Annotated in this window: 13 protein-coding genes; 12 read left to right on the top strand and 1 reads right to left on the bottom strand. The window is 40.9% G+C overall.

Annotated features, from left to right (window positions below; translation table 11 throughout):
- Window positions 1–176: 176 nt before the first annotated feature.
- On the top strand, window positions 177–1,439 hold the full coding sequence (locus ED605_RS14270) for a tetratricopeptide repeat protein (protein ID WP_121979560.1): 1,263 nt from the start codon (window positions 177–179) through the stop codon (window positions 1,437–1,439).
- Between the two features lie 108 nt (window positions 1,440–1,547).
- Here ED605_RS14270 and ED605_RS14265 read toward each other — a convergent pair whose 3' ends face one another.
- Entirely contained in the window at window positions 1,548–2,438 is an 891-nt protein-coding gene (locus tag ED605_RS14265) for a YitT family protein (RefSeq protein ID WP_121979559.1), read from the bottom strand.
- Window positions 2,439–2,677: 239 nt separating this feature from the next.
- Between ED605_RS14265 and ED605_RS14260 the strand changes: the two genes are divergently transcribed.
- The 11 genes from ED605_RS14260 (at window position 2,678) to dprA (ending at window position 12,718) form a co-directional block, all read left to right on the top strand.
- On the top strand, window positions 2,678–3,895 hold the full coding sequence (locus tag ED605_RS14260; RefSeq protein ID WP_121979558.1) for a CCA tRNA nucleotidyltransferase: 1,218 nt from the start codon (window positions 2,678–2,680) through the stop codon (window positions 3,893–3,895).
- A 7-nt stretch (window positions 3,896–3,902) separates the two neighbouring features.
- Window positions 3,903–5,813 carry an ABC-F family ATP-binding cassette domain-containing protein gene (locus ED605_RS14255; RefSeq protein WP_121979557.1) on the top strand — a complete coding sequence of 637 codons (1,911 nt, stop codon included), beginning with the start codon at window positions 3,903–3,905 and terminating at the stop codon, window positions 5,811–5,813.
- Between the two features lie 21 nt (window positions 5,814–5,834).
- Window positions 5,835–6,785 carry a thymidylate synthase gene (locus tag ED605_RS14250; protein WP_121979556.1) on the top strand — a complete coding sequence of 317 codons (951 nt, stop codon included), beginning with the start codon at window positions 5,835–5,837 and terminating at the stop codon, window positions 6,783–6,785.
- A gap of 29 nt (window positions 6,786–6,814) precedes the next feature.
- Window positions 6,815–7,303 carry a dihydrofolate reductase gene (locus tag ED605_RS14245; RefSeq protein ID WP_121979555.1) on the top strand — a complete coding sequence of 163 codons (489 nt, stop codon included), beginning with the start codon at window positions 6,815–6,817 and terminating at the stop codon, window positions 7,301–7,303.
- A gap of 134 nt (window positions 7,304–7,437) precedes the next feature.
- A complete protein-coding gene (locus ED605_RS14240; RefSeq protein WP_121979554.1) occupies window positions 7,438–8,286 on the top strand; it encodes a DegV family protein in 849 nt (282 codons plus the stop codon).
- 106 nt (window positions 8,287–8,392) lie between these two features.
- On the top strand, window positions 8,393–9,304 hold the full coding sequence (locus ED605_RS14235) for a GDSL-type esterase/lipase family protein (RefSeq protein WP_121979553.1): 912 nt from the start codon (window positions 8,393–8,395) through the stop codon (window positions 9,302–9,304).
- On the top strand, window positions 9,304–9,933 hold the full coding sequence (locus ED605_RS14230; RefSeq protein WP_121979552.1) for a YpmS family protein: 630 nt from the start codon (window positions 9,304–9,306) through the stop codon (window positions 9,931–9,933). Before ED605_RS14235 ends, ED605_RS14230 begins: the two co-directional genes overlap by 1 nt.
- 5 nt (window positions 9,934–9,938) lie before the next feature.
- Window positions 9,939–10,157 (top strand): YozE family protein, encoded by a 219-nt coding sequence (locus ED605_RS14225; protein WP_121979551.1) that lies wholly within the window; start codon window positions 9,939–9,941, stop codon window positions 10,155–10,157.
- A gap of 12 nt (window positions 10,158–10,169) precedes the next feature.
- Window positions 10,170–11,030 (top strand): ribosome biogenesis GTPase YlqF, encoded by an 861-nt coding sequence (gene ylqF, locus ED605_RS14220; protein WP_121979550.1) that lies wholly within the window; start codon window positions 10,170–10,172, stop codon window positions 11,028–11,030.
- A complete protein-coding gene (gene rnhB / locus ED605_RS14215) occupies window positions 11,023–11,790 on the top strand; it encodes a ribonuclease HII (protein ID WP_121979549.1) in 768 nt (255 codons plus the stop codon). The genes ylqF and rnhB overlap by 8 nt, the downstream gene beginning before the upstream one ends.
- Before the next feature lie 55 nt (window positions 11,791–11,845).
- Window positions 11,846–12,718, top strand: coding sequence for a DNA-processing protein DprA (dprA, locus tag ED605_RS14210; RefSeq protein ID WP_121979548.1), 873 nt, complete (start codon window positions 11,846–11,848; stop codon window positions 12,716–12,718).
- Window positions 12,719–12,755 lie beyond the last annotated feature (37 nt).

Here is a 12,755-nt window from a genome sequence, read left to right as displayed (position 1 = left end):
AACTTTGTTTTAGCCTACTAAAACAGGCAACAAAGTATGTACCGGTGGCTAGCCGGGAATTGACGCTTGTGGACTATCATATCAACCATAGTAGAGAGCTTATGTCGAGGTGGGATAGGATGAAGCAGGAAAAATCTGGGTATACATTCAGGTATATTTTCAGTAGCAGGAGTTTTATGAGTTATTCACAAACCGCATTAGACCAGCTTGAACATGGTCAACTTGATGATTTTAAAAAATCATATCAAAAAGCATTAACAAACGATTCGGATGATATGTTGTATTCGTTAGCCGAAGAGCTTTATTCGTTGGGCTTCTCCAACTATTCTCAAACTATTTATCGACAATTACTCAAAAAGTATCCAACTGATGACTCGCTAAAAATTAATTTGGCTGAATTAGCCATTGATGCAGATCATGATGACCAAGCTTTGAATTATCTTTCTCAGATTTCGACTCAATCTACCGAATATGTTCGTTCTTTGATGGTCTCTGCCGATTTATATCAAACTCAAGGTCTCTTTGACGTGAGTGAGCAAAAGCTCTTAGAGGCGCAGAGAATCGCTCCTAACGAACCGGTGATTACATTTGCGTTGGCTGAATTTTATTTCAACACCCGCAACTATCGAAAAGCGATTAATCTCTATCTGAATCTCATTAAGTCCGGGACGTTGGAAATGTCAGCCGTTAATTTGGTGGAGCGGTTAGGTGTCTCCTATGCGGAAATTGGTAAATTTGAACAGGCGTTGGGATATTTGGAACAGATTAAGCCGATTCATATGACAAGTGATGTGAAGTTCGAATTGGCCTTTACGTATTTTAATTTAAAAGATTACCAAAAAGCGGTTGAAACCTTTGTTGATCTCAGAGACAGCGATCCCCAGTATAGTTCACTTTATCCTTATTTAGCGGATTCCTATGTCGAACTAAAGCAAATAGATAATGCTCTTAAAACCATTCAAGAGGGGATTTCAATTGATCAATTCAATGAAAAAATATGGCAAAAAGCCGGCCAAATTGCGACGATGGCTGGCGAGGACGAAATGGCACTCAACTATTTAAAAAAGGGCCACGAGATTGCGCCGGAGGATATGGAAATTTTGAGCCTGCTTTCAGATTGGTATGTCACTCATCAGCAATCTCAGAACAATTTAAAATTGCTGGAACCCTTGGTTAAGGATCACGTTTTTGATGCTCATTTGGCTTATAATTTAGCCCAATCTTATCAAGATACTGGTGATTATCAAAAAGCCGCCAAAAATTATGAATTGGCAAGCCACGAGTTAAACGATAATCCGGATTTTCTCAAGCATGCCGCCCTGTTTTATCGAGAAAATGGGCACATAAAAGAGGAACGATCTTACCTTAAGCATTATTTGGAATTAGTTCCCAATGACTTGGAAATGGCCTCAATGTATGAAGAAGACGAAGATTATTGATTAACCAGTCGTTCAATCAGCCAGTTAGGTCCAAAGTCAAACCTTAAAATCAATGAAAAAACCGGTCGGACGTTCATTACCTGTCTGACCGGCTTTTCTTTGGTATCACTATAGGAGCTTAAATTTCTTGGGTCGTTTATAGGTAAAGCCTTCACCAATTGCTTCGTTAACTTCCATCACCGAAATGAAAGCTTCTTTATCAATTGATTCTACCAGCTTTTTTAAAGTGTGTAATTCGCTGGGTGAAACAACACAGTAAACAATTTTCTTATCTTTGCGAGAATAACCGCCTTCAGCTTTTAAGAATGTCGTGCCTCGGTTTAATTGTTCCATAATAGCTTCGGAGATAGTGGCCGATTGATTACTGATAATTAAGATCCCCCGGGCGGCATAAGCTCCCTGTTGAGTAAAATTGACAATCATTGAAAAAATCCAAACGTAAATAAGTGTATAAGCCATTTGGCGAACATCCAAATAAATTAATGAAGAAAGTAGAACCAGGACATCAATGGTTAAGAGTGTTTTTCCCATTTGAACGCCTCTAAAACGTTCAAATAAACGGGCCACAATATCGACACCACCGGTCGTACCGCCAAACCGATAGACAATGCCGCACCCAAAGCCACCAAATAAGCCGGCGCCAATTGCGGCCAGTAAAAGATCATGTTGAATATTGATTTCAATTGGGACTCGCTGCCAAATCCAAAGAAAAATTGCCAACATGGCAGTGCCGTATAATGTATACAACATATCTTTTTTGCCTAAATATCGATAGCCAATGGCAAATAAGGGAATATTGACCAGGATCGTTGAATAGGCCGGATCAAGATGAAACAGCGCTCTTAAGATTAAGGTAATTCCCGTGACGCCCCCATCTGCCAAGTGATTATAAATATTAAAAAAGACAATGCCAAATGAATAGATTGCTGATCCAAGGGCAATAATCAATAAATCGAGTGCCGAAATATCAAGTTGAAATTTTTTTGCTTTCTTCGCCATAATTTCCTCCTAAATTAGCGTGATTGTGGTTGAGTAATGTTTTTGGAATACGGGTTAAAATCGATGATTATCACAAACATCTATCATAGCAAGGCAGTAGGATAAAAGGCAATCTTTTTGAATAAAACTTTCCATCAGAATGTCATAGTACTTCAAGATTTTTCTCTTGACACTGTCATTTTAACTTACTTTTTTCGTTCTCGATTATCTGTTAAACTTGTTTAGTGAACAAATACAAGATGGATGGCGATACTGTGCGAATTAAAAATATTCCCAATGAATTTAAACTGGCACTGCCGATTCTTCGTAAAATTGAAGCTGCGGGTTATGAAGCTTACTTTGTCGGCGGTTCAGTTCGTGATACATTATTGAATCGACCAATTCACGACGTTGATATTGCAACCAGTGCCTATCCGAGTGAGGTAAAAGCGCTGTTTAAGCGCACTGTTGATACCGGCATTGAACATGGCACCGTGATGATTCTGGATCATGGTACCGGTTATGAAGTAACGACATTTAGAACGGAGTCCGGCTATCAGGACTATCGGCGGCCTGATAAAGTGACTTTTGTCCGATCTTTAAAGGAAGACTTAAAGCGACGGGATTTTACGATTAACGCTTTGGCATTAAGCGAAGATGGTCAGATAACGGACTTATTTGGTGGTTTGGCAGATATGAAAGCAAAAATCATTCGGGCAGTGGGCAATCCAGAGGAACGCTTTAATGAAGACGCCCTCAGAATGATGCGCGCCGTCCGGTTTGCCAGCCAATTAAACTTTAAAATTGAGCCGCAAACCCTGAGCGGCATTTACGATCACAGTCAATTGTTAAAAAAGATTGCGGTGGAACGGATTCACACGGAATTTGTGAAGATGATGCTCGGTCAGGATGCTCAAAATGGCCTGACATTAATGATTAAAAGTCATCTTTATCAATACGTTCCGGGGTTTACCAGTCGTTTAATCGAACTTCAAAAGATCGCGAACGCCCCATTTGATTTAAAAAATGAAGTTCAAGTCTGGTCATTGTTTACTAGTAACTTCCGATTTCAACGGGAGCAAATCGCATTGTTTTTAAAGAATTGGAAGACTGCCAATAAAATAATCAATGATGTTATACTAACTACTGAACTGATTTTTCAAATCAAGTCTCAAAAAGTTAACAATCTTAATTTATACTGGGCAGGCCGACAAAACGTTTTAAACGCTGTCGACGTCCTGTCACGTTCACTCAACGCCAATTTAGATGACTTACTCAGGGCCTATGACCGATTGCCGATTACGGATAAAAGGCAACTGAACATTACCGGTGGTGAATTAATTAAGCAGAAAATCTTGTCACCGGGACCGCAACTCGGTAAAACTTTAGCAGAGTTGGAAAGGGCAGTTGTACTTGGTCAAGTTAAAAATCAGCGTTCAGCATTAATTGCTGCTGCAATTGCATTGAATAAGGAATGATGAATAAATGGAAACAATGCGGGTTGAAGGATTAACCAAAACCTATGGTGAAAAAACACTTTTTGATCACTTGGATTTTTTAATAAATGAGCAGGATCGGATCGGGTTAATTGGAACAAATGGAACCGGAAAAACATCATTGCTTAACGCAATTTCTGGGCATGATCATGATTTTACGGGAAATGTTGTCACATCTAAGTCCTATTCGATTGGTTATTTAACCCAAGAGCCGAAGTTAGATGACCATTTATCAATTATGGAAGCTGTTTTTTCCGGTTCTCAGAAGATTTATCGAACAATTCGAAATTACGAAGATGCGCTGGATCAATATTCAACCCATCCGGAAGATAAAAGTGCGCTTAATCGCTTTACGAAGGCTGAGGCCAAGATGAACGAGGACGATGCGTGGAATGCGCAAAGTGATGTTGAAACCATTTTAAGTCAATTAAAAATTACAGATTACCATCAAAAAGTAGCAGAACTCTCCGGTGGTCAGCGACGCCGGGTTGGTCTGGCCCAAGTGCTGATTCAATCACCAGACTTGCTGCTGTTGGATGAACCAACCAATCACTTGGATTTTGATTCCATTGACTGGTTGGAAAAGTATTTAGCTGCTTATAAGGGTGCCTTGATCGTTGTAACCCATGATCGGTATTTTCTCGATCAAGTGGCTAATCAAATTTGGGAACTTTCATTTGGCAAGTTGTATCAATATCAAGGTAATTATCAGGATTATGTTGAGAAAAAAGCTACCCGAGTTCAAGGCGAAATTGATGCTCAGCATAAGACCCAGCAGCTTTACAAATCCGAACTGGCCTGGATGAAGGCTGGTGCCAAGGCTCGTTCAACCAAGCAACAGGCACGAATCAACCGCTTTAATGAGTTGAAAAAGAATGTCAATACACTTCAACTGGACCAGGATGTTGATATTTCGTTGGGACAAAGTCGATTAGGCAAAGAAGTCATTAACATTAAAGATGCTAATTTGGCAATTGACGGGCAAACGATTTTGAAAAATTTCAATTTACTGGTTCAGCCAAACGAACGAATTGGGATTAGTGGTGAAAACGGCGCTGGGAAAACAACTTTGCTAAACGTGATTGCCGGTCGCAGGAAACTGGACTCCGGCATTATTAAAATTGGCGAAACGGTTAAGTTGGGATATTATACCCAGTTAACCGAACCAATTCCCGAAGATAAGCGCATTATTAACTATTTAAGTGAAATCGGTCAACAGGTCACCGACAAAAATGGCCAAAAAATCAGCGTGGCGGAGTTACTCGAACAATTTTTGTTTCCACGTTTTATGCATGGCACCTTGATTCGAAAATTATCTGGGGGCGAAAAGCGGCGGCTGTATCTACTAAAGCTATTAATGCAACAACCAAATGTCCTACTTCTGGATGAACCAACGAATGATTTGGACATCGCTACTTTGACGGTTCTTGAAGATTATATTTCTAAATTTAAGGGAACTGTCATTACCGTTTCTCATGACCGTTATTTTCTGGATAAGGTGGCAGATCGTTTGTTGATCTTTAAGGGCAATGGTGTGATTGAGGAACATCGAGGCCGTTTCACAGACTATTTGAAGGCAGCGAAAGTTCAATCTTCAAAGAAAGCAAGTCAGCAAAAATCAGCCAAACAACAGTCGACTAACACAGCCCCAACAACTCACACTTCAGAAGCAAAACCCAAAAAGAAAAAGTTGACGTATGCCGAACAGATAGAATATGATCACTTAGAAGATGATATTGATCATTTGGAAGCTCAAAAATCATCTGTGAATGATCAAATGCAACAAAACGGTGACGATTACGATAAGTTGGCTAATTTACAGCAGCAAAAAGATCAACTTGATAAACAGATTGATCAAAAGATGAAACGTTGGGAATATTTAAGCAAGTTTGCTGAATAGAAACGATGAGGAGGAGACAACATGCTCGAAGATGCTTACTTAAACTTAGAAAAATATGTTTTAGAAAATGGTCACCAAAAAACGGATCGGACTCACACCGGAACAATCAGCACGTTTGGCTATCAAATGAGGTTTGATTTGGCTAAGGGTTTCCCACTTCTAACAACTAAAAAGGTCCCTTTTGGGTTGATCAAGAGTGAATTATTATGGTTCTTAAGAGGCGATACCAATATTCGTTTCTTACTTCAGCACAAAAATCATATTTGGGATGAGTGGGCTTTTGAAAAATATGTTCAATCCGATGACTATCAAGGCCCGGATATGACCAACTTTTCACATCGTGCTCAAAAGGATCCAGCATTTAATCAGGTTTATCAAACTCAAAAAAAGCGTTTTTGCCAAATGATTTTGGATGATGAAACCTTTGCCAAAAAGTATGGCGATCTCGGTCTGGTTTATGGGAGTCAATGGCGCGCTTGGAAAACGTCAACTGGTCAGACAATTGATCAAATTAAAAACGTGATTGAGATGATTAAAACTCATCCGGATTCTCGTCGGTTAATTGTGTCTGCTTGGAATCCGGAAGATATTCCAACCATGGCCATTCCACCTTGTCACACGATGTTTCAATTTTACGTTAACGATGGCAAATTAAGCTGCCAGTTATATCAACGGTCAGGCGATATCTTTTTGGGTGTGCCGTTTAACATTGCCAGTTATGCACTTTTAACGTCATTAATTGCCCGGGAATGCGGATTACAACCGGGTGAGTTTGTTCATACGTTAGGGGATGCTCATATTTATTTGAACCACATTAATCAAGTAAAAGAACAACTGACTCGCAAACCACACCCGGCACCGCAACTGTGGCTGAATCCGGAAAAGACCCGTTTGGATCAATTTGACATGGCTGATATTAAAGTTAAAAATTATGATCCTTATCCAACGATTAAGGCACCGGTTGCCGTTTAAGACTATCAAATAATTAAAGGAGCCAAGTGATGATTTCTTATATTTGGGCAGAAGACGAACAGGGGCTCATTGGTGCAGCCGGCAAATTACCTTGGCACTTACCGGCTGATATGGCCTTTTTCAAAAAAACGACGATGGGTCATCCCATCATTTCTGGTGCGCGAACGTTTCGAAGCTATAATCGGCCGTTGCCTGGTCGGCAAAATATTGTGTTGTCCCGTCACGGTCACTTTCCAGATGGGGTTTTAGTTGTTTCATCAATCCCTCAGCTTTGTGAATTAGTGGCGGCTAATCCTGGTGAAAATTATTTTGTAACGGGTGGTGCGAATCTATTTAGCCAACTTTTGGACCGGGTGGATCGCCTATATCGAACTAAAATTCATCATCAATTTATTGGTGATACGTACATGCCGAAAATTGATTATGCTCATTTTAAACGACTTCGGGTAACTGAAGGAAAAGTGGATGAAAAGAATCCTTACCCACACACTTTTGAGCTTTTTGAGCGATTAAAGTAACTTGAAAGTAAACCAATTAATTCACAATTTGACTTTAGCGAGTGATTTTTTAAACAGAGATGTTAGTGCAAAAGATTTCTGATATAATAAGACTTGCTTATTTTCAAAATTACTTGAAGAAACGAGTGGCACTAATGGCAAACGTGAAAATTGTAACAGATTCGTCTGCACAATTAACAGATGAAGAAATTAATCAATATCAAATCACAGTGGTCCCTTTGACGGTCATGATTGATGAAACCGTTTACGTTGAACGGGAGACAATTACGAATAAGACATTTATCCCTAAAATGTTGGCCGCAAAAGCACTGCCAAAAACTAGTCAGCCGCCGGTTGGGAAGTTCATTGAAGTGTTTAATCAACTTGGTGAGGATGGTAGTCAAGTCCTCTGCCTTAATATGTTGGCTGCAATCAGTGGGACTGTTCATGCCGCAGAACAGGCTGCAACACTCAGCACCAGTGACGTCACCGTGATAGATAGTCAAAGTACCGATCGAGGATTGGCTTTTCAGGTCTTGGCAGCTGCCAAGTTGGCGCAACAAGGTGCCGATTTATCGACAATTATTGATCAAATTACCAAAATTCGGGCAAATACACGACTTTATCTTTGTGTCATGACTTTGGATAATATTGTTAAAGGTGGTCGGTTACATCCAGTGGCTGGTGCAATTACTAATTTTTTAAATATTAAATTGGGATTGCAAGTGACTGATGGGAAGTTAAAGATTGTTTCTAAGGGCCGGGGTGATAAATCATTAAGAAAATTCTTCGGTCGAATCATTAGTGAAATGAAACAAACACCCGCGTTAAGAGAAATCGGCATTTCTTACGTGACAGAAACCAAGATTTTGAAGGAAACGGTGACTAAACTTCGAGAAAACTTTTCAGAAGTTCCGTTACTGTACCAAATAACATCACCCATCATTGCAACACACACAGGTGAGGGTGCATTCGCACTCATTTACTACAGTGATCCCGAATGAGCGGGTTGAGAGCTTGAAGGGCTGGCGCAAAACTGGAAAGTTTTGTTGGCAACCCTTTTTGTGTTAGAGTATGGCAGAATTAATTTAGACTTGAGCAGGTGATTTATTGAAACATCGACAAAAACAAACCAAAAAAGGCTGGTTGATAATGGTCTGTATTGGGCTGGTCATTTTGGTAACGGGTGGTTTTTGGGCTTTTAATCAATTTAATGCCCATCAGCCGGCAAAACCGAAAATTGTTCATTTAACAGCAATTGGTGATTCTCTGACGTATGGGGTAGGCGATCATCCTGGGAAGGGTGGTTATCCAAATCTGATTCGTCAAAAGGTAAATCATTCAACCCACCATATTACGATGACGGCCGCTAATTTTGGCATTTCAGGCGAGACCACTAACCAGATCAATCATCGAGTGGTTTCATCTCCTAAATTACGAAATAATATTAGGCGGGCCGACGTCATTACGGTAACAACCGGTGGAAATGATATGTTGCACTTTTTGAAAGCTAATTTAGCTGTCCAGACTCGACGTGATTTATCGGCTAAGTTACAGCAATATGCAACAGCTTATCAAACACGGGTGTCGAGGCTATTAACCAATATTCGACGGTTAAATAAGCGCGTTCACATCTTTGTTTTTGGCATCTATAATCCAGTCTATGTGTACTTCCCTCAAGTCTCGTTTATCAATCAAGCGATTCAGTTAAATAATCGAGTCACTAGTCGAGTGGTTCAGGCACAGTCAAGGACATATTTTATTTCAATTAATAAAAAGCTGTCAGATGGTCAATATCGAACCGCTAAGTCTCGTGAAAAATTGAAGCAGCGTGCCAGTGGAATCGGTGATCAAACTCTGGGAGCCAACCAGTTAGAAAAGTTGCTGACTGGCCAGGGGAATACCTCTAATCGCTATTTATCGACTGAGGATCATTTCCATCCTAACCGAACCGGCTATCAAATAATGACTAACTTATTATATCGAAAAATGTGTCAACATTTAAGTTGGCTTAAGGAGTGATGGGTATTAAGACCAGACGAAGGGCTGAAAAACGGCCAAGAAATTTTTGGAAAACGGCATTTTGGACATTGATCGGCTTACTCATTATTGGCATGGGCAGCTTAATTATCGCCATCCACATGTCTTCGAATGTTAAACTATCATCGCAGACGGTTAGGACCGAAAAAAACCAGACCGTTTCCGTTTCAATGAATAAGGCACAGTTAAACCGACTCTCCCAATATTATTTAAACAAACTCCAAACCCAAAATAATGGCCGGACGAAGTATCATTTTGAAGTTGCCAACCAAGGAATTGTTTATGGATCGATCAAGCTATTAGGGACCGATGTTGACTATTCAATGTTTTTTACGCCTAAAGTTTTATCAAATGGTAATATCGAGCTTCATGCGACCAGAATGGCCTTAGGACGGTTCCTAGTTCCAATCAGTTTCGTGTTATTTAATGTCAAAAAAGCTTATAAATTACCTCATTGGGTTAAGTTAATTCCTGATAAGAAAACAATTGTCCTGGATATTACACATATGAGCCGGCACGGTTTGAATTATCGTGCTCGTCAAATTAGTTTGCAGGGTCAGGGGAATTTTGCCTTTGAGATTATCCTGCCGAAAGGATCACAAGGTGAATAAATAAGATGCAAAAAACGTTCTACCAATTTTTAATGACAAAACGCAATCCCAGTAGTCGTGATGCGATTGCCGAATTTGCCAACAACGCGTTTTATGATCAGTCATTTCCCAAACAGTTGACTGACTTTGACACTATTTCAAAATATTTGGAAGAAAATGCCGGGTATTTACCCAATATGGGAATTTTTGATGAAGTTTGGAAACAGTATGAAGAAGATCGGTAAGGAAGTGATGAAATGGCAGTAACGATTCAATGGTTTCCCGGCCATATGGCTAAAGCAATTCGTCAATTTGAGGAAAACGTCGGCGTCGTTGACATTGTTTTTGAAGTCGTCGATGCCAGAATTCCATATTCATCCCAAAATCCCGAGGTGGCTAGAATTACCGGTCAAAAGCCCCATCTTTTAATTTTGACTAAAAAAGACCTGGCTGATCCAAACATGACTCAACGATGGTTGACTTATTTTCAAACTCACCGGCAACCAGCTATTGCGATTGACGCTAAAACCCGCTTTAATACCAATGATCTATTACCAATCATTTCACCGTTGCTTGAGGCTAAATTAGCTCGGGAAGCTCAAAAAGGGATGAAAAAGCGGCCAATTCGTGCAATTAGTGTGGGTGTCCCTAACGTTGGTAAGTCAACGGTTTTAAATCGGTTGGTTAATCGTCGGGCGGCCCAAGTTGGCAATCGTCCCGGAGTTACCAAGGGCCAGCAGTGGTTAAAAGCTGGTAAAAAACTTGAATTGCTGGATACCCCTGGCATTCTCTGGCCTAAATTTGAAAGTCAGGCAGTTGCCAATAAGTTGGCCTTGACCGGTGCCATTAAGGATAGCGTTTATGCCAGCGATGACGTGGCTTTGTTTGGCCTTCACCATTTTCGGGAAGCTAATGCTAAAGCACTCCGCAGTCGTTACCGGTTAACTGAAGCTGATCTGGCGCTGTCCGATGTTGATTTGTTACTAACGATTACCCAGAAAATGGGGATGCGTGACGATTATGAACGAGCTTCCAATCGGTTGATTCAGGATATCAGGGGCGGTAAACTTGGCCGCTTTACCCTCGATGTTCCAGGAGATGACCATCAAAATGACTAAGCCTACAATTCGCCAGCTCCGAGTAATGCTGGCAGATGTGACAACAATGGATGATCAGTTATTGACAACGTTGCGGGCTGATCCGCGAAAGGGCGTTCAACAGCTGGTTCGATCAAAGATAAACCAGTTAAAGAAGACACAACTCGAAAAGGCTGCTTTTAGACAGCGTTTTAAATATGAACAGGCTTTTTGGCACCAAGGCATTAATTACATTGCCGGGATTGATGAAGTTGGTCGCGGTCCATTAGCCGGCCCGGTTGTGGCAGCTGCCGTTGTTTTGCCACGAGACTTTGATTTGATAACAGTGAATGACTCAAAACAGTTAACCCCGGATAGTCGTGCGTGGTTAGCGCCTCAAATTAAACGTGAGGCTCTGGCAGTTGGGATCGGAATGGTGGATAACATTGGGATTGATCAGTTAAATATTTATGAGGCGACTCGGGTGGCTATGAAACAGGCGGTTGAACACTTAACTCTCCAACCTGATGAACTGATTGTTGACGCCATGACCATTGATGTCCCGATTCACCAACTTCGCTTAATTAAAGGCGATGCCAAAAGTATCAGTGTGGCGGCTGCTAGTATCGTTGCCAAAGTTTACCGGGATACTTTAATGGCCAACTATGCCAAATTATATCCGGCGTATGATTTTGATCATAATGCCGGTTATGGAACTCCCAATCATTTAGCTGCTTTAAAAAAGTTTGGGCCAACCCCGATTCATCGGAAAACGTTTACGCCAGTTAAAAATTTTTTGTAAAAGATTAATTCTTCCTTTTTCGTATCTACTTTTAAGAGAAAGGATTGATTATAGAATGCTTCTACGAGATTTTTTACTACGCCTGCATTTATGTCAGGGAATTGGGATTGTTGGTAAAACTAAAATTTACACGTGGTTATGTTCGCAACGAGCCACTCACTTCGAAGTGCCGACTGCTGATTCATTAATTCACATTGCCAATATTCATGGGGAAAATGCGACTCGGTTCTCAGATAGTTATCATCAGCTGATGACTCAGCCACAGCGGGTGGCCCAGTTAGTCGGCAGCGAAAAATGGCTGTGCATTTGTGACAAACAATACCCACTTCAATTGAGGGAAGCTTACGCACCACCGTTGGCCTTATTTTACAGAGGTGACATTAACTTGTTGGCGAGTCGCATGCTTGGTGTTGTAGGTGCCAGGGATGCAACCGATTATTCGATGGAAATCTTAAGACAACTCTTACCCGGACCCGTCACGACGCAACTGACGATTGTTTCGGGACTGGCCAAGGGGGTTGATACCTGGGCTCATCAGTGTGCCATTGCAAATCAGGGACGAACAATTGCGATAATCGGTACCGGCTTGAAGATAGCCTATCCAAGTTCAAACCGGGTATTACAGGAACAAATTGGTCGTGATTATCTTTTGCTCAGTGAATATGCCGGCAACAGTCGCGGTTATCGGCACCATTTTCCGGAACGAAATCGAATTATTGCCGGCTTGGTTGAGAGCATTTTGGTAACCGAAGCTAAACACCATTCCGGTAGTCTGATTACGGCTAATTTAGCGCTTCAAAATAATCGAAATGTATTGGCAGTTCCCGGCCGCATTGATAGCCGCTTATCTGCTGGTACCAATGAGTTAATCGCTGCTGGAGCCAAACCGGTTTTAAGCCCAAATGACATCTTGGATGAAATATATTAGTTGACACCACAAAATACTTGCAATATGATGTGGTAGA

The organism is Lentilactobacillus raoultii (genome assembly GCF_900411375.1).
GTDB lineage: Bacteria > Bacillota > Bacilli > Lactobacillales > Lactobacillaceae > Lentilactobacillus > Lentilactobacillus raoultii.
This window is presented reverse-complemented; position numbering and strand designations above follow the sequence as displayed.

What these genes read in the sequence shown, in the direction of transcription:
- ED605_RS14270 (WP_121979560.1), top strand. Translation starts at nt 177, where the DNA reads ATGAGTTATTCACAAACCGCATTAGACCAGCTTGAACATGGTCAACTT.
- ED605_RS14265 (WP_121979559.1), bottom strand. Translation starts at nt 2,438, where the DNA reads ATGGCGAAGAAAGCAAAAAAATTTCAACTTGATATTTCGGCACTCGAT.
- ED605_RS14260 (WP_121979558.1), top strand. Translation starts at nt 2,678, where the DNA reads ATGGATGGCGATACTGTGCGAATTAAAAATATTCCCAATGAATTTAAA.
- ED605_RS14255 (WP_121979557.1), top strand. Translation starts at nt 3,903, where the DNA reads ATGGAAACAATGCGGGTTGAAGGATTAACCAAAACCTATGGTGAAAAA.
- ED605_RS14250 (WP_121979556.1), top strand. Translation starts at nt 5,835, where the DNA reads ATGCTCGAAGATGCTTACTTAAACTTAGAAAAATATGTTTTAGAAAAT.
- ED605_RS14245 (WP_121979555.1), top strand. Translation starts at nt 6,815, where the DNA reads ATGATTTCTTATATTTGGGCAGAAGACGAACAGGGGCTCATTGGTGCA.
- ED605_RS14240 (WP_121979554.1), top strand. Translation starts at nt 7,438, where the DNA reads ATGGCAAACGTGAAAATTGTAACAGATTCGTCTGCACAATTAACAGAT.
- ED605_RS14230 (WP_121979552.1), top strand. Translation starts at nt 9,304, where the DNA reads ATGGGTATTAAGACCAGACGAAGGGCTGAAAAACGGCCAAGAAATTTT.
- ED605_RS14225 (WP_121979551.1), top strand. Translation starts at nt 9,939, where the DNA reads ATGCAAAAAACGTTCTACCAATTTTTAATGACAAAACGCAATCCCAGT.
- ylqF (WP_121979550.1), top strand. Translation starts at nt 10,170, where the DNA reads ATGGCAGTAACGATTCAATGGTTTCCCGGCCATATGGCTAAAGCAATT.
- rnhB (WP_121979549.1), top strand. Translation starts at nt 11,023, where the DNA reads ATGACTAAGCCTACAATTCGCCAGCTCCGAGTAATGCTGGCAGATGTG.
- dprA (WP_121979548.1), top strand. Translation starts at nt 11,846, where the DNA reads ATGCTTCTACGAGATTTTTTACTACGCCTGCATTTATGTCAGGGAATT.